19 protein-coding genes are annotated in these 22,479 nt (G+C 46.1%); 6 read left to right on the forward strand and 13 right to left on the reverse strand.

All coding sequences use genetic code 11. The features are described from left to right. Window positions 1-62: 62 nt before the first annotated feature. Together METPAY_RS04665 and METPAY_RS04670 are read left to right on the forward strand one after the other, a co-directional pair. Window positions 63-704, forward strand: coding sequence for a hypothetical protein (locus METPAY_RS04665; protein WP_048149573.1), 642 nt, complete (start codon window positions 63-65; stop codon window positions 702-704). Between the two features lie 3 nt (window positions 705-707). Further along, window positions 708-1,094 (forward strand): hypothetical protein, encoded by a 387-nt coding sequence (locus METPAY_RS04670; RefSeq protein WP_048149575.1) that lies wholly within the window; start codon window positions 708-710, stop codon window positions 1,092-1,094. A gap of 11 nt (window positions 1,095-1,105) precedes the next feature. Here METPAY_RS04670 and METPAY_RS04675 read toward each other — a convergent pair whose 3' ends face one another. The 3 genes from METPAY_RS04675 to METPAY_RS04685 all read right to left on the reverse strand — a co-directional run bounded on the left by METPAY_RS04675 (window position 1,106) and on the right by METPAY_RS04685 (window position 4,741). Continuing rightward, the gene (locus tag METPAY_RS04675; protein WP_048149582.1) at window positions 1,106-1,870 is read right to left on the reverse strand and encodes a hypothetical protein; all 765 of its coding nucleotides are present in this window, start codon (window positions 1,868-1,870) and stop codon (window positions 1,106-1,108) included. A 75-nt stretch (window positions 1,871-1,945) separates the two neighbouring features. Then, window positions 1,946-3,100 (reverse strand): response regulator, encoded by a 1,155-nt coding sequence (locus tag METPAY_RS14095; protein WP_052418664.1) that lies wholly within the window; start codon window positions 3,098-3,100, stop codon window positions 1,946-1,948. A 111-nt stretch (window positions 3,101-3,211) separates the two neighbouring features. Then, complete coding sequence (locus METPAY_RS04685; protein WP_048149584.1) at window positions 3,212-4,741, reverse strand: SLC13 family permease; 1,530 nt, start codon at window positions 4,739-4,741, stop codon at window positions 3,212-3,214. 357 nt (window positions 4,742-5,098) lie between these two features. On the opposite strand from METPAY_RS04685, the gene METPAY_RS04690 reads away from it, so the two are divergent. Both METPAY_RS04690 and METPAY_RS04695 read left to right on the forward strand, forming a co-directional pair. After that, the gene (locus METPAY_RS04690) at window positions 5,099-5,842 is read left to right on the forward strand and encodes an SAM-dependent methyltransferase (RefSeq protein ID WP_048149591.1); all 744 of its coding nucleotides are present in this window, start codon (window positions 5,099-5,101) and stop codon (window positions 5,840-5,842) included. An 11-nt stretch (window positions 5,843-5,853) separates the two neighbouring features. Further along, window positions 5,854-7,371 carry an MBL fold metallo-hydrolase gene (locus METPAY_RS04695; protein WP_048149593.1) on the forward strand — a complete coding sequence of 506 codons (1,518 nt, stop codon included), beginning with the start codon at window positions 5,854-5,856 and terminating at the stop codon, window positions 7,369-7,371. A gap of 117 nt (window positions 7,372-7,488) precedes the next feature. Here METPAY_RS04695 and METPAY_RS04700 read toward each other — a convergent pair whose 3' ends face one another. From METPAY_RS04700 to METPAY_RS15240, 4 genes are all read right to left on the reverse strand, one after another. Then, entirely contained in the window at window positions 7,489-8,025 is a 537-nt protein-coding gene (locus METPAY_RS04700; RefSeq protein WP_048149594.1) for a hypothetical protein, read from the reverse strand. Window positions 8,026-8,135: 110 nt separating this feature from the next. After that, window positions 8,136-9,014 carry a response regulator gene (locus METPAY_RS14100; protein ID WP_052418665.1) on the reverse strand — a complete coding sequence of 293 codons (879 nt, stop codon included), beginning with the start codon at window positions 9,012-9,014 and terminating at the stop codon, window positions 8,136-8,138. A gap of 4 nt (window positions 9,015-9,018) precedes the next feature. Continuing rightward, window positions 9,019-10,707, reverse strand: a complete 1,689-nt coding sequence (locus METPAY_RS14105; protein WP_052418666.1) for a PAS domain-containing sensor histidine kinase — start codon at window positions 10,705-10,707, stop codon at window positions 9,019-9,021. Further along, window positions 10,707-10,979, reverse strand: a complete 273-nt coding sequence (locus METPAY_RS15240; protein ID WP_211251518.1) for a hypothetical protein — start codon at window positions 10,977-10,979, stop codon at window positions 10,707-10,709. Before METPAY_RS15240 ends, METPAY_RS14105 begins: the two co-directional genes overlap by 1 nt. Before the next feature lie 122 nt (window positions 10,980-11,101). Between METPAY_RS15240 and METPAY_RS04720 the strand changes: the two genes are divergently transcribed. Further along, window positions 11,102-11,506: an NDR1/HIN1-like protein gene (locus METPAY_RS04720; RefSeq protein WP_048149599.1), complete on the forward strand. Its 405-nt coding sequence runs from the start codon at window positions 11,102-11,104 to the stop codon at window positions 11,504-11,506. 48 nt (window positions 11,507-11,554) lie between these two features. Here METPAY_RS04720 and METPAY_RS04725 read toward each other — a convergent pair whose 3' ends face one another. The 4 genes from METPAY_RS04725 to METPAY_RS04740 form a co-directional block, all read right to left on the reverse strand. Beyond that, entirely contained in the window at window positions 11,555-13,201 is a 1,647-nt protein-coding gene (locus METPAY_RS04725) for an ABC1 kinase family protein (protein WP_048149601.1), read from the reverse strand. A 96-nt stretch (window positions 13,202-13,297) separates the two neighbouring features. Continuing rightward, the gene (locus METPAY_RS04730) at window positions 13,298-14,320 is read right to left on the reverse strand and encodes a hypothetical protein (RefSeq protein ID WP_157198997.1); all 1,023 of its coding nucleotides are present in this window, start codon (window positions 14,318-14,320) and stop codon (window positions 13,298-13,300) included. A gap of 72 nt (window positions 14,321-14,392) precedes the next feature. After that, on the reverse strand, window positions 14,393-16,093 hold the full coding sequence (locus tag METPAY_RS04735; RefSeq protein ID WP_245611525.1) for a PAS domain S-box protein: 1,701 nt from the start codon (window positions 16,091-16,093) through the stop codon (window positions 14,393-14,395). 467 nt (window positions 16,094-16,560) lie between these two features. Next, window positions 16,561-17,772, reverse strand: a complete 1,212-nt coding sequence (locus METPAY_RS04740) for a PQQ-binding-like beta-propeller repeat protein (RefSeq protein WP_048149614.1) — start codon at window positions 17,770-17,772, stop codon at window positions 16,561-16,563. Window positions 17,773-17,905: 133 nt separating this feature from the next. Here METPAY_RS04740 and METPAY_RS04745 point away from each other — a divergent pair, with 133 nt between their 5' ends. Further along, a complete protein-coding gene (locus METPAY_RS04745) occupies window positions 17,906-18,928 on the forward strand; it encodes a type II glyceraldehyde-3-phosphate dehydrogenase (RefSeq protein WP_048149616.1) in 1,023 nt (340 codons plus the stop codon). Window positions 18,929-18,940: 12 nt separating this feature from the next. Here the strand turns inward: METPAY_RS04745 and METPAY_RS04750 are convergent, their stop codons facing one another. Together METPAY_RS04750 and modA are read right to left on the reverse strand one after the other, a co-directional pair. Further along, complete coding sequence (locus METPAY_RS04750; RefSeq protein ID WP_048149618.1) at window positions 18,941-21,367, reverse strand: tetratricopeptide repeat protein; 2,427 nt, start codon at window positions 21,365-21,367, stop codon at window positions 18,941-18,943. 113 nt (window positions 21,368-21,480) lie between these two features. After that, window positions 21,481-22,305, reverse strand: a complete 825-nt coding sequence (gene modA, locus METPAY_RS04755; RefSeq protein WP_048149621.1) for a molybdate ABC transporter substrate-binding protein — start codon at window positions 22,303-22,305, stop codon at window positions 21,481-21,483. Window positions 22,306-22,479: the final 174 nt, after the last annotated feature.

The following is a 22,479-nucleotide window of genomic DNA, read 5'->3' on the forward strand; positions in this document are numbered from 1 at the left end:
TCTGTTCGATATTCGTACATTCAAACAGGAAGATAAAAAAAGAACAAAAATTATCCTTTATTATGAGACGATGCCGCACCACGGAAGGCCTTACCGGTCTTGAGATTATTATCATCATTGCAGTTCTTCTCATCTTCATGTACATCGCAGCATCGGCGATCACCGGCGCTTACGGAACGACAGAGAAGAAGGAAGGCGGCATGGTCGTCAATGCGGTCACCCCCGAATCGGAGATCCTTGTTATCGACGGGGAGACGGACGGCATCCAGGACACCGGAGGTGCTGTTATGAGCGTAAACCTGATCTGCGAAGATTCCGATCCGTCATCGATGGGAAGCTGCCTGATCCCCGTACGGCTTCTTGTCGGGAGCACCGGAAGCATCGATATAACGACAGTGAAGGTATTATTTAATCATAATTCTGTTACCGAGACACTTCCGTTTACAGCAGCCGGCACCATAAGCAAACCGGCATGGACCGTAGCCGACAGGAGCAGCGTTATACCTCTCCTGGATGCGGACGAGGACCTCTCCCTTGAAGCGAACGAGATTTTTACGCTCCTGATCTACCCGGAAAATCCCGTTCCTGCAGAAGATTTCTTTACAATAACAATATCGGCAGAGAAGATGACTCCGCTTGTACAGGAGTTCAGGGTTCCGCCGTCGATCAGGTCCCAGAGGATTGTTGAACTATTTCGGGAATGAATTATGAGGATCGTATTCGGGAAAGAGGAAAAGATCGGACTAATGCTTTTGCTCGCGGTAATCGCCATATCCGGTGTGATCTTCATTGTCCTGGATAACGCAGGAAAAGAGAGCTTCGCATCCGCATACAGCCCTTCCTCGGAGATCGGTGATCTCGTATCATACGACGGTGAGGCGGACGAGATAATTTATACGAATACAGGCGGGCACTTAATCGTTAAGTCAGGAAATATAACGATTTTTATCAGGAACGGTGCAGGCCTGGACCCGGAGCCCGGAATGCTGATTCACACAGTGGGCACAGTTGATATTTATAACGGGGAGCGGGAGATTTATGTCTCCGAACCGGCAGATGCCGGATTCATCAACAAAACCTCCGGGATTGAATAGATTAAAGAAATTCAGCTGAAGAGATCGTCGTCGTCACGCGTGAGTACAGACTGTCTCTTCGGCTTTTCCTCGGTCTTTGCCTTCTCTTCAGGGGCTGCTTCGGCAGGCTCCGGTTCTTCTTCAGAAGGTTCCTCGTCACTCCACCTTTTCGGGACAAGCTCCTTCTCGGGCATCTCGGGAAGCGTATCTCCTTCCGGAAAGAGTCCGCCGTCCGCCGGACTGTCCTTTCCTCTCTGGTCGGTATACCCGAAGCCCGTATAGAACGGATCTTTGTCCAGTTTGGAACCCTTTTTCGGTTCTTTTTCCTGTTCGGGCTCTTTAGAAAATGAACGTTCCGGAGACTCAAAAAGCTCATCCATCTCGTCCGAACCGAATGAGGAGCTTTTTTCAACCTTTTTCACCGGCCGTGAATATTCATCTCCTCTTTTCCCGGATGAAACCCTGCCGGCAGATACCATCTTTTCACGTTTTTTCTGGGTGGCTGATCCGAATCCCGTATCGAATATATCGGAGTCTCCGCCGATGACTGAGCTTTTCTGTGAAACCTTCTCGTCTCTCGGTTTTGCCGACCCGAAACCGGTGTAGAACGGATCGTTGGATTCTTTTGTTTTGGATCTCTCCTGCCGGGATTCTGCCTTCTCTTCCTTCTTCACGACCTGACCAAAATCGTGTTCTTCCCTTTCCTTTCTGGGAAATTCGCCGCCCGTTATTTTTTTGCGGTGCCCTTCGACACCGTCACCATCGAAATCTCCTGAGATTATTTTTTCATGCGGCATATGGAACAGAGTATGGTTTTTATCATCTATAAATTCTCGCGAAGATACTAAAAATGAAATATAAAGGCCCGATTGCTACTCTTTACAAAATCTTTCCGTGATTTCGTTGCCCACGGAGACTATTCCGCAGAGTTCCCCCGTCCTGTCGAATATGCCGCTGTTGGTCCAGCTTATAAGAACTGTACGGCCGTCTTTTGTTATATTTTCATTTTCGTTGTTTGTGAACGAACCCGGGTCCCTGGCGATCTGGGCAATCAGCCCACCCAGATCCTTTCCGCTATTATCCCTGGCGGAGACTATGGTGCCAACAAGGTTTCTGCCCAGCACCTCGGATTTTTCATACCCGAAAAATTTCTCCGCAAAAGAATTGAAATATGTCAGAATCCCGTCAGGAGTCCATTTAATAATTATTGAACTGGCATTCTCGATGATCTGGGACAATTCGTCCTCACCGGGACCGCTGCCGGATTCCATAATATTTTTTTCTCCGGGGATTTCGCCGGCCTTAATAAAAAGAGCCATATCACCCCTGAATGCTATTCTCCTGATTTTAAAACGCAGTCTTAAGGTGGCTCCGTCAGATCTCACAACCCCGGAATCGACGTAGTTTTCATCTCCCGGCTGAAGAGAGGCGACAAGCATCAGACGATGTTCATCATCGCCAATTCCTATGTCAGCCAGCATAAGATCATTTTCCCCGGCCTCTTTCAAACCCAGAAGAGATAGGAATGTCTTGTTTGCAATAACAGACGAGTCAGGGGATTTACCTGTGATGAAGGTGGGCTCCTTCAGCTCTTCAAGCAGAATCCTGTAGGTCTCATCCTCATTTTCGATGAAATTCTCCGCCTTTCTCCCCGCAACAGCATGAACTACTTTATGTATCAGTTCCGCGAACTGAACACCGGGATCGCCTCCTTTCTGGACATAAAAATCGACACCGCTTTTAACAGCTTCAATAAATACCTCTTCCCTTCCCCGTCCGGTGAATATAATAAATGGTATATTGCCGTAGTCTCTCCTTACTGCGATAAGCAGTTCCAGGCCGTCCATATCGGGCATCTGGTAATCAGAAATAATTGCATCAAATTTTTCCTCCTTTAAAAGCTCAAGTGCAGTGAAGCCTGATTCCGCAACCGTGACATTGCAGATACCACTCCTTTCAAGATAGATCTTTCCTATATCCAGAAGAGAAGGCTCATCATCCACATAGAGGACTAAGAGAGGAGACATTAAACTCATATTTATTGAAACCGCTATAAATTTTTTTCATTTTTATTCAAAATATGGAAATAGTTTTGATTTTTTTATCTGAAAATCGCCCGGCCGGAGGCTAAAAAAGTTTTATCCGCCTGAGATCACAGGTTCGAAGGCCCACGCAGGCATCTCGACGCCAAAGCCCAAAACCCACATGAATACGGTGAACATGAATATTACAAGCAGAATTATTCCAATGATGTTAAGCACCCATCCTGCCTTTATCATGTCTTTTATATTGATATAACCGGACCCGTAGGCAACGGCATTCGGGGGCGTTGCAACAGGAAGCATGAACGCCATCGAGCAGGCGAAAGTCGCCGTCAGCATGAGAATATACGGGTGGACCTCCATACTTACTGCCGTAATTGCCATTATGGGCATCATAACCCCGGCAATAGCAGTATTTGAAGTGACCTCGGTCAGCAGCGAAACAAGGATCGCGACTATCAGCACTGCAATAACGATATGTATGGTGTGTATAAATCCGAGACGCTCGATAATCTCATTGGCCAGTCCGCTTGCTATGAACGCCTTTGAAAGACAGATCCCCCCGCCGAAGAGTATCAGAATTCCCCAGGGAATCTTCTTTGCCCATTCCCAGTTCATCGTATAGATCCCCTCCGACCTGCTTACGGGAAGAAGGAAGAGCAGTATGGCGCCGGCTATGGCAATGGTCGAATCGCCGACACCGGGAAGAAAAGTATTGATTCCCGGAATTACGATATCGCCGATATTCTTCTGCGACCTTAGAATCCATGCGACAGCCGTTCCCGTGAATACCAGCAGGGTCCACTTTTCGCCTTTGCTCATGGCCCCGAGTGCCGAGATCTTCTCCTCGATTATGTCTTTTCCGGCCGAGATCTTCTCGGGAAGGTCCCTGTATGCCCCGTATGTCAGCCATAGCCATCCGATAGGTAAGAATACACAGGAAAGCGGCAGGGCGAAGAGCATCCATGTAGAGAAATCAATCGGAGGCGCAGCGGGGAAGATCGCCTGCATCTGAGCTATAAAGAAACCGTTGGGAGGGGTCCCGATGATGGTCGCCATCCCGCCGATTGTTGCGGCGTAGGCGATCGATATTACGATGCACTCGGAAAAATTTCTCTGTTTCAGGTCCATCTCTTCAAGCTTTGTCTCGATATTCGGGAGTATGGTTGCAATTATCGCAATTGCAATCGGGATCATCATCATGGCGGTCGCGGTATTGGAGATCCACATTGACAAAAATGCAGTTGCAATCATAAACCCGAGGATGAGCCTCCGCGGAGAAGAGCCGGTTTTTCTGATTATATGAAGTGCTATTCGTTCATGCAGACCCCAGCGCTGCATGGACATTGCTATTATAAAACCGCCCATAAACAGAAAGATGACTTTGTCCCCGTAAGCGCTGCAGGCTTCGGCGGGAGTGAGAACTCCAAGCAGGGGAAAAAGCACGATGGGAATAAGTGCGGTCGCCTGAATCGGTATCGCCTCGGTTACCCACCATACGATCATAAGGGCTGTAACCGCTGCAGCATATTTTGCCTCAACGGGAAATGCCGAAGGGTCGACAGGATATAATACGATGATAATAAAAGCTAGTATCCCGATAATCCGGCCCAGGGTCTTTTTCATACTTTAGATCATTGAGTTTAAAATTATAAATAAAGTCCTTTTTACATTAAAGCAAAATTCAGGACTTTTTTTTAATTTAAAGAATAATTGTCAATAATTTCAATACGATTGCCGGATAATGCCCCAATAATTTACAATAAACAAGAATAATCCATGCGATATGGGATTTAACCGATTTTCTCAGTTGTTTCTTATTATTTCCGACCGACTGCATATTGCCGGATACAATGCCCCATTCAATGGTGAATCCTTAAAATCCGGCCCCTGCATAGAACGGGTGCACCATAACATAAATGCCGTATAGGCAACCAATAATAATCGGTAAAAACCGGATTGAATTCCGGCGGTAGATAGCTAATGAATTTTCAGGATCTTGTAACGATATCGCAGGGGCCCCTGGGCATTATGAATCCTTTTTCACAGGAAAAGGCCCTGCTGGCAGGAGAGATGGCACGCCTTTCGGAAGGCATGACCGTCATCGACTTCGGATGCGGCAACGGAACACTCCTCGGCATATGGGGGCGTTCGTTCGGAGTCTGCGGGACAGGTATTGAGATCAGGGAGGAAGCCTGCTCCAATGCGGGAGAACTCCTTGCAAAGCTCGATCTTTCGGAAAATATTCATGTTTTTCTTGCCGACGCCTCCTTATACGATCCTGAAGATGAAACATATAACGTTGCGGTATCATTCGGAGCATCCCAGATCTGGGGCGGGATACCGGATGCAATCTCTTCGATGAAGAGTTTCCTGAAACCTGACGGGATCATAATCATCGGTGAAAGGTACTGGAAGAAAGACTCGGTTGCAGCCGAATTTTCAAGGGAATGGCCCGAGATCATGACTGAATACGAGATCCTCCAGTCCGCTAGGGAGAACGGATACGACATCACGAGGGTCATACGATCCAGTGAAGACGAGTGGGACGATTACGAGTCTTCCATATGGGAGAACTGCCTCGACTGGATGACTGAAAATCCTGATCATCCTGAAAAAGACGAGGTTTACAATTATTTCCTGAGAATCCAGGATGAATACCTCGCATATGGAAGAGAATACATCGGCTGGGCGGCATACATCCTGGTGCCATCTCTTTCACCATAAGGAGAATTGATATGAACAGGTTTTCTTTTGTTGCGCACATTCCCGATACACGCCAGTCTTTACAGACAGCATCACAGATTATCTTCGAAAACAACGGCAATATCAACAGAATTCACTACGACAGGCAGATCGATCCGCATACTGCCTTCATAGAGGTGACCTGCACATGCGAAGACTACCAGGCAATAAGGGAAAAGCTGGTCTCAAGCGGATTCCTGAGAACCTCGATCAGGAGCCTCCCTTTCCTCAAGTTCAAGGTGAAAGTCCCGCATAAAAGCGGCTCCCTGCTTGAATTCCTTAAGATTACCTCCGGGTCCGAAGCCGGAATTACATCGATCGACTTCGACGATACAGGCAGCATGCCTGACATCGTTTCCGTCAGCCTGATACTGAATGATACCGGGAAAGCCGAGGAACTGATGAACGTCCTGAGAGATACATATCCAATCGAAATCCTGGAATACGATGTTACCGGGGAATCGCTCGACAGGACGATATTCTATGTCAGGTTCGCCCAGCAGATCAGGAAATATCTCGAAGACGACAAGGACGAGGAGCTCCTCATGGACTTCCTGAAGGATATCAACCATACGGTCCAGGAGCTTACACATCTCGGAAACGATCCCGAGGAGGTCTTCGATAATTATTTGAGATGCGGTGAATACCTGCAGTCTACGACAGGAAACGGATTCTATGCCGATGTCCAGGAGATAAGGCTGTCGGATTCCCTGACGCTTTTCTGCTTCCAGCTTCCAGGCGGAGGAAGCATATTCCTTTTTGAAAACCCCGACGAGATCGTGATGATAGATACCGGCTATGGGATATATGCAAAGGATGCACGGAAGCTGTTCGAGTATTACGGCCTTGATATCGACGGGAAGCTGAAATATATCGTCACGACGCACGGAGATGCCGACCACTGTGGTGCGGGAGGGGCATATGAAGTCACTGCGTACATGCACCCTGTGACACTCGAGATCATAAGGAGAGGAAACCGTGCATGGGGATCGAAGAGCGAGAATTCGATCCTCGAACGGGTCTATACAACGATGATAGCCCTCTTTTCAAGATGGAACCCCCCGAAGGAGGAGAACATCAGGTTGTTTCCGGGATCTTCCGATGAGTTCAGGTCCATATTTCCAATTATAGGAAGAATGAATATCGCCGGGGTGGACTTCGAAGTTCTCATAAGCGAAGGCGGACACCAGTCGGGCCAGCTTATCCTCTTCAGCCCGGATAAGGGACTGCTGTTCACCGCCGACAGCCTGATGAACTTCCACAGCTTTTCAAAAGACAGGAGAACCTACAACTCCATCGCGGACTTCCTTGTTACGTCGGTTAACGTAGACAGCGATCTTGCAAGAAACGAGAGAAAGGCGCTTTTGGAGATAGCATCGGAATTCGAGAAGGATACAGGTATGAAATGCCTTGTCTGCGGCGGCCACGGCACTATCTCCGTTTTAAATGAGGAAGGAAAGCTCGAAACATACGAGGAGCCCGAGCACTACACGCATAATCTCGTCCAGTGATAACATGGTACTCTAAATTGGTTTTTGGATCTTTGAATGGGTAGAAGATTAGATACCCCCCACAATAGTGTGCGTTTTCCGGCCGCAGGCCGGCTATCACAAGGCGCAAATCCCTAATTATTCCCCGATATAATCGGATATTTTCGTAAGAACATATGTATACACCCACTCCTGGAGAGACTGCTCGTCGAGAGGAGATGATTTTAGTGCAACTGCATAGCAAAGAGCCAGTGCGTTGTCGAGGTTGTATTCTTCAGGAACTTTAATCTCATCCTGTGGAAGTACCAGGGCAAGATACTCCTCATCTTCGGGTGCGAAGTCACATTCAATAATCTCGGCATCCCCGATACTTCCGACACCACCGGCGGCCCGGCCTTCCCAGGTATAACTTGAGCTCATGCTCTTCTGCATCGGTGCAAGCTTAATCGAGCTGTTCCTGACAATAATAACGGCTTTTGACAATACGGCCGGACTTCCCCCTTTTTTAAGAAGCGATAGGGATTTGTCTGCGTTTTTTACTGCTTTTGAATAGATGGCATTCTTATAGGCACCAAGCATCGAAGCGATTGCATGCCCGGTCCGCTCATCAACGCCTCTGACCGATTTACTGATCCTTTCGACATATTCCTGCAGATATTCCTCGGCTTTAGTCATTATATTCACCCTTTGAATTATCGTTTGGTTTGAAATTTAATAATTACTTTTCAAAACGTATATTCCTGCCAGGCGGTTTGCCTTCGGAATAAAATTATGCATGAAGCAGTTCAGTAGTTTTTCATTATCTTCTCGATCTCAAGAGCATGTTCCGAAATCTCTTTGGCAACTCCGTCTTTTCCATTGCATAGAGAAAGAATCGAGGATATATGTCCGGTAATTTTGTTTATGCCGTCCAGGATCTCCCTGCTTCCATTATTATCGATAAAACTGATTAATATTGAATAATTTCCGCCGGAACCGATAAACCTGAGAAGATAACTGGCCCCGCTTTCTGCAAACCCGGATCTCAATACTACACTCCTCCTTCCTTCCGCAATAGAGCGGGAGACCGTTTCAGCCAGTCCGGGGATATAGTCATCAAGGTCTGCTTTGTTCTTCCAGAGCTCCCTCCCCGGTACTCCGAGGATAGCACAGGCCTTTTCGTTGATAGCCGCGATTGTACACCTCTCCTTATCAGGTTCATAGCCGGCTACACAGATGCCGAAATCGAGACTGTTTAGGATCTCCCACTGGGTTCTTTTGCTCTCCTTCAGCTCCCTCTCCGCGATCTCCGCACGATGCTTGTTCAGGACTGTCTCGATTGTCGTATAAAGCTCCTTGGGACGTACCGGTTTTGTCAGGTAACCGTAAGGATTTGTTCCTATAGCCCTCCTCATGGTTTCCTCATTTGTGTATGAGGTAAGATATATGACAGGAATATCCGATGTTTGTGCAATTTTTACGGCCGCATCTATACCGTCGATCTCACCGTCTAGGTTGATGTCCATTAAAACCAGATCCGGTTTCAGCTCCCCTGCGATCCTGATGGCATCCTCCGGTGATGTCGACAGCCCGACAACATCATAGCCGAAGGAGGACAGTGTTCTTTCGATGCTCATTGCCACAATTACCTCGTCTTCTACGATTAGAACTTTTGAACCTGACATATTCCTACTCCTCAGTTCTCCTGAAAGCCGCCCGGGGGATTAAAATCTCGAACCTGGCTCCCTGACCCGGAATTCCTGTTTCACGTATGCTTATGCCTGTGATGTCAAGGATCTCCCTGACAAGAAACAGGCCGATTCCGGTGTTCCTTCCGAACCCTCTCCCGAATATCTTTTCCTTTAAATCCTCTTCAATCCCACACCCGTCATCCTCGATTATAAGAGTGCACCTCTTTTTGTTCAGTTCGTACCAGGCGGTTATTCTTTTTGCACCGCCGTGACGGGAGGAGTTGTCGAGAATATTGAACAAAACCTTCTCAAACATAGGATCGGCGTAAATTTCAAGGCCCCCGGTATTGTCAGTTATTTCAATATTCATCAGGTTGGCATCCTTTTCAATTCGGGAAATTAACTCCGATACATTCTGCCATCCCGGGGAGCTGATACCGAGGTTCTGGTAATCTTTTGTAAACGTGATCTGCTCCTCTATCATCGCGGTTGCCCTGAATATTATCTCAAAAAGATCCCATTCTTCAGAATTCTTTTCCAGATAATCCCCGGCAAGAAGCAGCTCCTCCGAAAGCCTGATGGCGGTCACCTGGTTAAGTATGTCGTGACGGGTGATCTCGGATAAAAGGTTAAGTTTTTTATTGGCCTTAATTACAGTCTCCCTGTATTCATGAAGATTCGTCACATCCACCCTTATGCCAATCAGCTTTACAGGAGAACCCTCGTTATCCCTCTCGACAATCTTCCCGAATGAGTTCATCCATCTCCATTCCCCTTTTGGATTTTTCATCCGGTATAAAGCAGAATAGATCTTCGTTCTGCCTTCGAAGTGATCTTTTAAGGCATCTCCAATCATGTCCCGGTCATCTGGATGAACTGAATCCCAGAAATCCCTGTAGCTGTTAACAGTTCTTTTCTTTTCGAATCCCCCGGATATCTCATCCGGGCTCATTACTACCATTTTTTTGGTTTTCTCCCACATCTCCCATATTGTAATACCTGCGCTTGTCATTGCAAGTGCAAGATATTCGCGATCCTGCCTGATCTCTTCCTCGATCTTCTTCTCCGGAGTGATGTCTCTCAGTGTAACGGCAACTGATGAAACATCACCTCCGTTGTCTTTTACAGGATAAATGATAAGCCTGTAGAACCGGCCGTCGAACTCCTCGTCAAACTGTACCGGCATCTTTGTATTCAGGACATTTTCAAACTGCTCTTTCCTCTTCTCCCGTCTTCCGTCTGTCAACAGGTCATATAACAAGGACCCTGCCAGTTCATCTTCTCCCTTTTTTAAATATGCAGCGGCCTTGTCATTCATCTTTAGAATCCTCCCTTCCCTGTCTACCAGGATTTTTACATCAAAGGCGGAATCGATGATTGCCTTCAGCTGTTTTTCGCTATGCACCAGGGCATTTTCCGCTTCAATCCGGCGGATTACATAGAAAGAAACAATCACCCCCCCCGCTATACAGCCGAAAAGGAATAAAAGCCGGTTATACAGCGAATATGACGAAATGTTGAAAAAAACCGAATCCATAAACGATCCGGGATAATGAAGCACCAGCGAATTGAAATATTCCCTGATATAGAGGTACTCAAGACAGGCGCTAAAGATCCAGAACATGGAACCGAAAAGGAGGGAACACGCCATAATTACAACTGCAATCCTCCGGTTCTCTTTATTCATCAGGCAGCCCCCGCAGTCCTGAAAGATAAACACCCAATCTTTTTCATTAATTTCTTAAGAACTCCCCCCTCATGCCATCCGGCGGCTCTTTTCGATCCCCATGATGTGAGGGCCGTATTTGGAGACCGGTTTACGATATTGCCGGAATGAATAAAAATAGAAATAGCAGCCACTATCAACAGAATCGCCACCAGCACTGCAACGTGGATCCTGTAGTCTTTAGTAGCCCTGTGTGACATGCAAAAGGCCCTCAAAAGTATAAAAATATCCAAACCCGCAAGATTCTTCTTATACCGATGATAAAATGAAGGGAACTATTTAATATATTCCTTTTGATCGTTTGCATATGAAAGGATTCGAAAATTAAAAGGCAATTCGAAGCATTTGGATCAATATGCAGGAGTCAAAAGAACCTTCGATAGAGATCGCATCTGTCGGGATCGGCGATATCGGGATTGAAAGCACCACACTCAATGTAGCTCTTTCGATCAACAATCCCATGCCCCTCGGGGGTACCCTGAAATCAGTAAAGTTCGGAGTTTTTTTACTAAAACAGGATACCGAATCCTTTTTGGGAAACGGTGAAAAAGACAACGTCAGGATCGAAGGAGGGGGAGTCACCCGGGCGGAGATCCCCGTAAAGCTGAAAAACGCTGCAGTTATTTCAGCCGCAGGCGGACTGATAGGAGGCGATCTTGATATTGTTATCAGGGGTACCGCCGCAGTCGACCTGAAGATCGCCGCACCGGAGATCCCTTTTGAAAAAAAAGTTAAGATCAACGGTTTTCTGAAAGGATAAAAAAAGATCTTTTAAAATATCCCCTTTCCGTTGCCGGGTATTTTTCCCTCACTTCTTCTTATCCCGGTACAGGACTTTTATAAGCGTTGCAAGGCCCAGGACGAAGGCGATCAGGTAGATTATAACCGTAAGGGCTATGAGATAATCGGAATATTCAAAGTCTGCTGAGAACATCACAATAGATGCTCCTATAACGAGTGCCGAGGATACGAGTCCCATAAGGATCTTGTCAGACGCTCTCTCTATCGTGCTGCTCAGGTTCTCGACATCCTTTGCAACTATATCAACCTGAATATTTCCCTTTGCCATCCTGTCGAGTGTCCTGTTGATAATCTTCGGAAGCTTCATTATGCTCTCTGCACTCTCCAAAAGCGTGTGGGAGGTCTTTTGGAAGCTCGACCTTGAAAGATACCTTGCCTCCAGGATCTCCCTCAGGTAAGGTCTGGCCTCGCCATAGAAGTTGAACTTCGGGTTCAGCTCCGTTCCAATTGAAAGCACCATTACGATTACCTTCAGCAACGACATCAGGGTTCCCGGGATCTGGATCTTGTATAAGTTCATGATCCTCGGAATCGATTCGAGAGCAGAACCCGCATCAACGCTTTCAAGCTCGATGCCTTCGACATCGAAGAGGGCATAATAGAGCTGGTCCTTTATATCGTCCTCATTATCCTCGGTAATATTAACGCCGAGCTTCTGGAAGGTCTCGACTATCAGGTTGACATCGGTATCTACGATCGCCAGAAGGAGTTTAATAAACAGATCCCGCCTCTCAGGCCTGATTATCGCAATAGCCCCCAGGTCAAGGAATGCTAGCTCACCCGAGGGAGTTACCTTCAGGTTTCCGGGGTGCGGATCGAGATGGAAGAATCCGTCCTCGAAGATCATCTTAAGGTATGCCGTGAAACCGAGAGAGGCAAAATCAGTCGGGTCATAACCCATAAACCTGATCCCATCCACATCGTCGACCCTTATACCGTCGATGAATTCCATCATCAGGCATTCGGGGCCGGAATATTTCCAGAAGATCTTAGGAAACTTTATTCTTTCCCTGCCGGCAAAATTACGCCGGAATATATCGGCGTTTTTTCCTTCGGATACAAAATTCAGCTCCTTTTTGATCATCTTCGAGAAATCGTCGACCATTGCTGAGAGGTTGTAGGCCCTGACTGCAGGATTGACCCGTTCATACCTCTTGGCCATACTTTCGATTATCAGGGTGTCGGTCTCTATCGTCTCTCTAATATTGGGGCGCTGCACCTTTACAGCGACAATTGTCCCGTCCTTGAGAATGCCACGATGCACCTGGCCAATCGAAGCCGCGGCAAGAGGCGTCTCATCAAAAAATTCAAATGTCTCGTCAATAGGTCCGCAGTACCTCTCAATTGTCGGCCGGAGCTCTTCAAACGGAACCGGACCGACATGGTCGTGAAGCTTCTTGAACTCCCTTACAAGCTCAGGAGGAAGGGATTCGGTTCTCGATGCAAGCATCTGGCCGAATTTTACAAATGTTGGGCCAAGTTCCTCGAGGGCGAGACGCATTCTCTCGTATACCGACCTTTCATCCGGCTTTGTCTTCTTATCAAAGAATTTTCGCTTTGTGGCGTCGGGATCGATCTCATCCAAAAATATTCCGAAGCCATATTTGATCCCGACGTCGACAATCTGGCCGTACCTTCTAAGACGGGTAACCATGAATGAATTAACGAATTAATAATACAAAAATTATACGTAAATGATATGGTATTTTCAGAAAAAATAAGCTTATTTTTTATTTTTCAGGGAATATTTTTATCTGCGCCGGAAACTTCTGACGGCCGTACCGATTAAGAGCGCCGAAAATATCGAAACGACGGCAAGAACCGGTGAAACGGGTGATTGTGTCGCTGTCGCCGCAGTGGTTGTCTCCACCGTCATCTTTGTCCCCGTAGGTCCGGCCGATTCCTGTGAAGTCGGCTTCGCGGTGATTTCCGGTGTTTCGACAGGTTCGTAAAGGGTGATGTATTTCTGGAGTGCATTTCCTTCAGATACCGCTTCTATCGTAAAGATATATGTTCCCGGCTCCATTCCCGCTGTATCGATATCTACGCTCCAAAGGTTATACGGCATGCCGTATTCGACAGTACTCTTTCCTGCCATCTCCGTGGTATATGCAGCCCCCCCGGACTGCTTGGATGAAGGTATATCCCCGGAAACAGGTGAAAACGTATACACCAGCTGCTCTCCCTGAGCGATGTTTGTCGTTCCTTCAAGTTCGATTATCGATCCAGCCTGCCAGGCTTCAGTTTCATCTGCCCTTAACCAGGGCTCTTCGAGGAAGAAGGTCGTTACCGTATATGTATCGTCGATATTCTGCGAATCCAGCAGATTCATAAGGGCATAAGCCGCTGCCGAACCCTGCAGCTTTCCCTGTCCTTCGATTACGAAGCTGCCTCCCGCAGTCGAAACCGCGCTTGTCTGGCCCGATGAAGGCCAGCTTTCCCTGACTGTTACATCGAATACACCGTTGTACATCGGGTGCTGTATAATCACAAAGTACTGTCCTGAAGACAGGGAGCCTGTCAACCCGCTGCCTATCTCGTAGGTATATGAACCGTCGGATTCCGTATTTACATTCTCTGAAGACCAGTAGTTCTGACCGAATATCCAGGCCATAAGGCCCGTCGACTGTGAACCCGGCGCTTCACCCCTTATATATACCGGGTCACCGGAGGCGTAGAATTTCATATCGTCGCCCGACGCCGCAAGGGCAAATCCCGGAACCGCCAATAGCAATATTATAATTCCTGCCGGAAGAATGGCTGAAGCTCTCATATATTTTCTATCCTATTCTAACTGAGTTCATACCTGATAAAAGATTTATGTGCATTACCTGAAAGCACTATTTCATGAAATGTTTTGAGACGCGGACGATACTATTGCAGTAATCTCTCCTTCTGGGCTTTTTATTATAGAATTATGCCATAATACGGGTATTTCCCCGCCACCGGATGTAATAATGACGCCTTCCTCGCTCTGGGGGGGGCTGATCTCCCCCGCAATAATTCTCGAATACTGTTTTCTCAGGTGATCCCTTCTCCCGGCAGGAATGACTGTTTCGAACCAGTTTTTTCCGATTATCTGGTCTTCAGTGACCCCAAGCATCCTGCACCCGTAGCGGTTGATGCGGGTCAGGCGGCCCTGCCTGTCAACTACGGCAATCATGACACCAGCGAGATCAAGGTAGCTCTGTGCCTGGTCCCTCTGTGCAATAATCTCCTCTTCAGCCCTTTTGTCTTCTGTAATATCCTCAAGGAGGGTCAGGATATAATCCAGTCTGTTGTCCATCCCGAAGATCGGAACTTTGCGGGATTTGATTATCCTCTCGTTTTTGCCCGAAATCTTCAGCCTCAGTTCTGACATTGATACGGGTGCACCCGTGGATGAAACCTCCCTGTCCCCCGAAATGAGGTACTCCACGAACTTGTCGGGAAAGAGCTCCCACCCCATCTTTCCTGTGGCAGAAGCACTATTTATACCGAAGAACTCCTCGGTCTCCCTGTTGAAGAAGATATAAGTGCCTTTCTTTACCTCTTTTACAAGAACCATCGCAGGAATATTCATGACGACCGAATTCAGGAAGGATTTCCATTTGAAGAGCCCGCGGTATGCCTTTTCCCGCTCTGTCACATCTCTTGATACGAGCCTGTAGCCTGTTCCGATTCCGAACTCATCATACCGCCTGCAGAGGCTTGATTCGAGTATGATTTTGTGGCCGTTGCTGTGCATTACCGAGCAATTGAAAATTTCCGGACCGCCGCCATTATTTCGGCATTCACGGATGCATCTGTCGAGGGCCGACTTCCCCTCTTCGTTAAGGATCTCGTAAATTGGTTTATCTATAAGCTCCGAAGGCTGGAATCCGAGTATTTCCGTAGTCCTGGGGCTTACATATGTGAACCTTGCGTTGTCATCAAGATCCCATATCGCATCGTTGATCTCCTCAACAAGCGACCTGTAATTCCTTTCACTCGAGATTAACGCTTCTTCAGCTTTTTTTCTCTTCGTGATATCCTCAAGCGTGAGGGTCACACCGGGAGTGGAATCGTTTAAAACAGTCGGAATCAGTCGGATTTTGAAGTACTTCTCCTCGTCCACTTTCATAATCCGTATCTCGTCGGTGCTCTCCTTTCCTTCAAGCGCGGCCATGATCCTCTCGTTTATCACCGGGTGATCGAAGCCTACAAGAGGCGAGTTCCTGAGCTCTTTTCCGATTATATCCTCTCTTTTTATGTCAAGGAATTCGCAAAACGAATCGTTTACCTGGGCAACGGCCAGATCCCTGTCTATTACCGCGACCATATCGGAGGAGAAGTTGATCATGGCCGAAATCGGAGCACGCTGGGATATAAAGAACACCTTTGCCTTCCCGTATGTCTTCATATCAACCTGGCCCGATATCCGGAGCATGTCGAGGTATCTTGAAACGGTATTCCTGTTTACCGATATCTGCGCGGCAATATCGGTAACGGAAAGCCCACGGGGATTCTCCTTTAGAATTTCAATGACTCTTGATAATTCTTCAGCGTAGGAATCCATATCTACCATTATCATTTTTTTGAGCCATTACTTATTGATTTCGACATTGCTAAACACATGGCTTCCTACATTGCAATAGATAATGCAAAGCATTAGAAGATATATTTATATAATACTTCCAACAACCTATTATATGCAATCCAATAGTAATTTTTCCTGTTGGACAACCTCTACAACACACACGCGGGAACCACCAGCATATCAAGCAACCAGTTCCATAACTCATGAACACAAATCCTCCAAATGCCCAAATTTGCATAAGCAAAATAAATCGCGACCATAGCGATATACCTCTCAAACCAGGTTCCCGCGATCACCATGAAACACACGTACACCCCGCATGAATAACATCGGGGTTCATTTCACCAACAACCCCCAAACTCCTTTTTTTAGATTATTAAACTGTCAATAACTTCAAATTTAGAGTGAAACAATCCTAAATCAGAGTCACAGGATTAAAATCTGAGAAAAAAAGATTATTCAGATCCTTTCCGGAAAACCAGGTATACTGCGGCAAAGACAAATGCCGCAAATGCAGGAACGAGACCGAAGCCCGAAGCCTCTTTGGAGGTGTTATCTACGGCGTATTTAGCTAAAACGCTTGTATTTCCGTCATAACTGATGCCTCCAACCAGAAAACCGCCTTCGGACGTTGCCGTAAAACCGTTCAGTGCAACATCATCCAGCCCCTTTTCCCAGATTACGTTGCCTGAGAGATCGGTTCTGAGGACCTTATATTCATCATCTTCAAGCAGCTCTTCAAATTTTATTCCGGTCAGATAATATCCGTTATCGCCTGCATTTTCGATATGGTAGACATAGGAAACGGATGCGTTATAACCGGCACTGCCTGTCACTTCGCCGTCTGCATTCATGAATAAAACTGACGGGACCGCAACTGTTGAATTGTCTTCACCAGCCATGGTCTGAAGCCGTACCGCTGCATAACCTCCCGAATAGACGGGGGCGACCGACAGGAGCATTCCCGACGTATTTCCTGAATACTGCCTTGCCCAGATCTTCTCACCGTCTGCATCGGTCTTCATAAGAAATCCGTTATAATCCGATAACACCAGTATGGGATTGATATATCCTGCGATTATGAAGCCGCCGTCAGGATCATTCTGTACAGACCTCAGGATATACTGCCCTCCGCTTTCAGGGTCTCCCAGGGTCCTGTTCCAGGCCTCCGTTCCGTCCGAAGCGACCTCAGTCAGAAATCCCTGAAAATAAGTTCCGGCCAAAACACCGGAGCCGTCAGGTGTGGCGTCGACCGAAGAGACCTTCCCTACAGGATGGTGGAACTCCCATTCGAATACGGCATCATCTGTTGCCTTAATAAGATTCTCACCGTCAGCAAAGAGCATAAGACCGCCGGCCGGCGATTCCTTGACCATTTTTATGCTTCCGTTTTCATCGCTCCCCTGAATATACTTCTTCCACAGCGTGTTGCCTTCAGAATCGAGCTTCATTACAAGTCTTCCTTCAGGACCGGCGCCTGCTGCATAGTATCCCCCGTCCGCGGATTCGCATACCGACAATATTTCGATCTCTTCAACCGGATACTCCTTCATCCACTCGAGCTGAGGCCCATATCCACCGGCAGCGGCCGAGGACGCCTGCACAAAAAGAACAAATGCAAGAACAATTATTCCGCCAAAGAGGATTTTCCCCGAATAATGGTTCATATACCTACCTATTAAATCCCTTATCAGATTTAGAACTAATTACTGGATCGGATGCCTGCGCCCTGATCCCCCGGTCTGTGAAGGGACAGTATCGCGTAAAATATTATGTAGGAATGCCATAGATTAGCGTACTATGATAAAGGTTGCCGTAAACGGATTCGGGACCATCGGCAAGAGGGTCGCGGACGCCGTCTCCGCACAGACCGATATGGAGATCATCGGAGTATCCAAGACCAGACCGAGCCATGAGGCAATGATTGCACAAAAACGCGGGTACCCTCTTTATATTGCAGATATCTCAAAGAAGGAAAGTTTCGAGAAGGCCGGGATGAAGGTGGCGGGAACCGTCGAGGAGATGGTCCGGGCCGCAGATATCATCGTCGATGCAACCCCCGGCGGAGTGGGGGCCGGAAACAAGGCGATGTATGAGAAATACGGCAAAATGGCGATATGGCAGGGAGGAGAGGAGCATGAGGTCGCAGGATATTCCTTCAACTCGTCGTGCAACTTTGCGGATGCAAGAGGACGCCAGTTTGCAAGGGTCGTATCGTGCAACACCACCGGACTGTGCCGTATAATCAAACTTGCGGATACCACATTCGGTGTTAAAAAGGTCAGGGCTACGATGGTGAGGCGCGGAGCAGATCCCGGCGATGCAAAACGCGGGCCTGTGGATGCGATTGTCTTAAACCCCGTAACCATTCCGTCCCATCACGGCCCCGACGTCCAGACGGTTCTGCCCGATATCGACATCGTGACGACTGCACTCGTCGTTCCGACCACATTCATGCACATGCACATCATACAGATGGATCTTAAAGAGACGGGAGACCGGGAGAAGTTCCTTAAAATGATTGCCGACCACCCGAGGATCGGCCTTGTAAAGGGATACACGGGAATCAAGAGCACCGCAGAACTGAAGGAGTATGCATCCGATCTCGGAAGGCCCAGGTCAGACCTCTGGGAATCGTGCGTCTTCGAGGATTCGGTGTCCATAGTAGACGGAAAGGAGCTCTATCTCTTCCAGGCGATTCACCAGGAGGCCGATGTCGTCGTAGAGAACGTGGACTGCATAAGGGCGATGACAGGCGGGGCCTCAACGGCCGAAGAGTCGGTCGCGATGACAAACCGTGCCCTCGGTTTTGAGACGATATAAAAATTAATATAATTATTTTTTCCCAGCTGAAGAAGAGGGATCAGGACTTTTTTTTGGATCTTCGGTATTATCGCTGGCAGCTTCATCTTCTTCCTGTGGCCTGACACCTTTAAGAAGTTCGATATAGGCATCATTGTTTTTATCCTTTAACGGAAATTCGCAGAAGAGTTCCATCTGCTGGATGGTTGTTATACTGACTTCATTGAGATATTTATACATTTTTTCAATCTTCTGCCAGTCGTCTGGTGTTCCGGTATTTATCAGGTCAGCCTGTTTCTGAGACTTTTTAATCTCGCCGAGCAGATAGCTGCTCAATCCATGATGAGTGTGAATCCAGTTGTAGTATGCAATCAGCCACTGTGAATAATCGATTCTGTTCTTCTGGATTTTTCCAGGGGCAGTAGTAATTGAGGTTGCAACAAGCGCAGTGCCACCTACTGCACTAAGGGCACCAATAAAGATGTCTCCCAAACCAAAAAAGGGGAGAAATACCGCCAGAAACAAGAGGAATACGCCCAGTGCAAATTGGACATAAAATAATGTAGATACATGATCCAAACTGGATTCCATCTTTTTGCTTAATTTAGACAGATTATTCTGGGTTCCTTCAACTGCATTAGTAATACCCTCAAGCAGTTTCTTCTGGCACTTGAGCTCCTCTATCATGAGCTCTTTTCTTGCCTTAGAAGATCCCAAGCCGGTATATGCAGATGCACAGGACTTATCGATTCTAAGTGCTGTATTAAAAGAATTGTCCGCTTCCTCAAAACGGTCGAGCATCATCAGCGCATTGCCTTTTTGTGCATGTAATTCCGGATTTGATGGATCAATTGAAATTGCGATATTAAATGACTCCAAAGCATTCTGATACCTGTTTTCATCGGGACAGTTCTCCCATTCCATAAGAAGAATCCCTTTGCTGTAAAAGGCTTTCCAGTAATTTTTTTCTTGATCTGCTGCCTTTTCAAAGCATTTAAGAGCCTCAGTATACTTTTTTTGATTAAACAAAGCACGACCTTTGTTATTTAAAGCATTTAACTTCTTTCCCTGGAGAGTCTTTTTAATTTCAGGATTTCCTATAAAATAATTATTAATTTCTATAATGTATTTTTCGTCAGAACATTCTTCTTTATCTTTTTCATTCTGTTGCTCTTTATCTGAATTTTCCTGAAAACAGTCAATAACCACATTAAAACATTTTAATGCAGCATTATCGCGCCCCTGTCTGCTAAAAGAAACCCCTTTGCTGACCAGTGAGTCCAGATAATATCTTACGCCATCCTCTTTTTTTCCAGAACTCTCTTTTATATTTTTTTCAGTAACCTGAAGAGCTTTATCAAAGCATTTTATTGCTTCAGCATCATCTCCAAGACGGCTGAATGAAACTCCCATCCTGACTAATCCTTTCGGATCGTCATTCATTATTTCAAGAGCTCTTTTAATGTCATATATGGCATCGGCATATTTCAACAGCTCAATTAAAACATTCCCTTTCTCAATATAGATTTGATATTTTTGTTTTTCTTTTTCTTTTTCGTTTTGATTGACCTTTTCTATAGCTTCCAAAGCCCTATTTAAGGCCTGAAGAGAGAGCCCGTAATATTTAAGCTGTTTTGCTGAATTTCCTTTGTTTATATATGCCCATACATTATAAGGATCGATCCTGATGACCTCATCAAAACATTCTATTGATTCTTCGTAACGCTTTAATTTCCTTAAGGAGATTCCCTTGCTAATATATGCTTTCTTATTAGCTTCCTGATTACAAGGATCAAAACTGAGGACTTTATCAAAGCATTTTATTGCAGCATCGTCATCATTATTTTTACTCAAATAAATGCCTTTTTTATAATATGCTTCTTTATTATCAGAATCAAGACGAATAATTTCATCAAAACATTTTATAGCTTCTTTAAATTTTCCAAGTTTAGCTAAGGAGATGCCTTTACTATAATATGCATCCATATTATCACGATCAAGACCTATAACATCATCAAAACATTCTATAGCTTCTTTATATTTTCCAAGTTTAGCTAAGGAGATGCCTTTACTATAATATGCATCCATATTATCACGATCAAGACCTATAACCTCATCAAAACATTCTATAGCTTCAGCCTCGCGATTTAGAACGCTTAAAGTGATTCCCTTCTTCCTTAGTACATCATTAAATTTAGGATTATCTTTTGAAATATGCTCTAAATATAAATTGAAATAAACTAATTCTTCCTCATAGTTTTTCAATTTATAGCAAAGATAACAAATATCATCCAGGGCCTGAATATTACCTTTATCCAGTTCAAGAATTTTCTCTAATGTTTTCTTTGCTTCAGAATAGTTTTTAGCCAAATATTGATCTTTTTCCTCTTCGAAGAGTTCATCTATTAGATTTTGATCAGATTCAGTTTTAAGAGATCCTTCAGGATTTTTTTCAGACATTCCATTCACATCAAGATCCCATAATAACTAAAGTAATATATATAACTTACTCAATTTGGCTGATTGCTAAATAACAAGAGAAGATCCATAATATCAAAAAAATTGAATTTGGTTTAGGCCTTCACATCGGCAGACTTGTCAGCCGGATAGGTGCTAAATCCATAGTCCTCAAAGACTGAAAGACCCTTCTCGGATGAAACGTATTCGACGAACTCTTCGGCCTCGTCAGGACTCGCCGAGAATGTCATAACGCCGATCGGGACAATCTTCACGATGTTCTGATTGTTCGGTATGTATATGATCTCAAGGTCGTCCGAATCACCAAGATCCTCCCATATTATCGAGCCGTCGACAGTTCCGAGAGATGTCTGCAGCACGATCTCGTTCACTGTTGCCGCACGTGTCACCACATTCGGGTAGATCGTTTGATTCAGGCCGTTTTTCTCAATTATCTTGTTGGATAACTTTCCAATTGCGCATGCAGACGCATCACCGAGCTCGACTTTAACTCCCTCGTTTCCGAGATCTGCAAGGCAGGTGATTCCCGCAGGGTTGCCTTTCGGCACTGCAATAACCGGGACATGATACACTACGAGTTTCTCGGTATCGTTGACAATGAACCCCTTGCTCATCGCGGTGTTGAAATCTGCCGTCGATCCGGGCATGTATACGTCACCTTTTTCGGTAAGCTCCATCTGCGAGAGAAGAGTTCCCGATCCGCCAAAGTTATAGTTGACTACAATACCTGTCTCTGTAGTGAACCGTGATGCGATCTCTTCCATCGGTTCGCTCATTCCTGCTCCGCAGTAGACCAGAATCTCACTGGTATTTCCGGCCTGACCGGATGCACTGCCGTTATCCCCCTGGCCTGTACATCCTGAAAAGACAGCAAACAAAACCAGAAGGATGAAAGAAATGATAAAAATCTGTTTCTTCATGCTAACAATATTAAAAAGATTGATAAATAGTATTTACCATTTTGCCCTGCAGGTTAACGTCATTAGATTAATATAATTCATGGCACAGGGAAACAGGTGATCGCCGTTTATCCGGACGCAATCCAGATAAGTTTATATTGCATTTTATCGTTATCACCCATAGAGACCGCTAAA

This window comes from Methanolacinia paynteri (genome assembly GCF_000784355.1).
In the GTDB taxonomy this organism is placed as follows: domain Archaea; phylum Halobacteriota; class Methanomicrobia; order Methanomicrobiales; family Methanomicrobiaceae; genus Methanolacinia; species Methanolacinia paynteri.

Coding starts and splice junctions, on each gene's coding strand:
- METPAY_RS04665 (WP_048149573.1), top strand. CDS start 63: ATGAGACGATGCCGCACCACGGAAGGCCTTACCGGTCTTGAGATTATT.
- METPAY_RS04670 (WP_048149575.1), top strand. CDS start 708: ATGAGGATCGTATTCGGGAAAGAGGAAAAGATCGGACTAATGCTTTTG.
- METPAY_RS04675 (WP_048149582.1), bottom strand. CDS start 1,870: ATGCCGCATGAAAAAATAATCTCAGGAGATTTCGATGGTGACGGTGTC.
- METPAY_RS14095 (WP_052418664.1), bottom strand. CDS start 3,100: ATGTCTCCTCTCTTAGTCCTCTATGTGGATGATGAGCCTTCTCTTCTG.
- METPAY_RS04685 (WP_048149584.1), bottom strand. CDS start 4,741: ATGAAAAAGACCCTGGGCCGGATTATCGGGATACTAGCTTTTATTATC.
- METPAY_RS04690 (WP_048149591.1), top strand. CDS start 5,099: ATGAATTTTCAGGATCTTGTAACGATATCGCAGGGGCCCCTGGGCATT.
- METPAY_RS04695 (WP_048149593.1), top strand. CDS start 5,854: ATGAACAGGTTTTCTTTTGTTGCGCACATTCCCGATACACGCCAGTCT.
- METPAY_RS04700 (WP_048149594.1), bottom strand. CDS start 8,025: ATGACTAAAGCCGAGGAATATCTGCAGGAATATGTCGAAAGGATCAGT.
- METPAY_RS14100 (WP_052418665.1), bottom strand. CDS start 9,014: ATGTCAGGTTCAAAAGTTCTAATCGTAGAAGACGAGGTAATTGTGGCA.
- METPAY_RS14105 (WP_052418666.1), bottom strand. CDS start 10,707: ATGAATAAAGAGAACCGGAGGATTGCAGTTGTAATTATGGCGTGTTCC.
- METPAY_RS04720 (WP_048149599.1), top strand. CDS start 11,102: ATGCAGGAGTCAAAAGAACCTTCGATAGAGATCGCATCTGTCGGGATC.
- METPAY_RS04725 (WP_048149601.1), bottom strand. CDS start 13,201: ATGGTTACCCGTCTTAGAAGGTACGGCCAGATTGTCGACGTCGGGATC.
- METPAY_RS04730 (WP_157198997.1), bottom strand. CDS start 14,320: ATGAGAGCTTCAGCCATTCTTCCGGCAGGAATTATAATATTGCTATTG.
- METPAY_RS04735 (WP_245611525.1), bottom strand. CDS start 16,093: ATGGTAGATATGGATTCCTACGCTGAAGAATTATCAAGAGTCATTGAA.
- METPAY_RS04740 (WP_048149614.1), bottom strand. CDS start 17,772: ATGAACCATTATTCGGGGAAAATCCTCTTTGGCGGAATAATTGTTCTT.
- METPAY_RS04745 (WP_048149616.1), top strand. CDS start 17,906: ATGATAAAGGTTGCCGTAAACGGATTCGGGACCATCGGCAAGAGGGTC.
- METPAY_RS04750 (WP_048149618.1), bottom strand. CDS start 21,367: ATGTCTGAAAAAAATCCTGAAGGATCTCTTAAAACTGAATCTGATCAA.
- modA (WP_048149621.1), bottom strand. CDS start 22,305: ATGAAGAAACAGATTTTTATCATTTCTTTCATCCTTCTGGTTTTGTTT.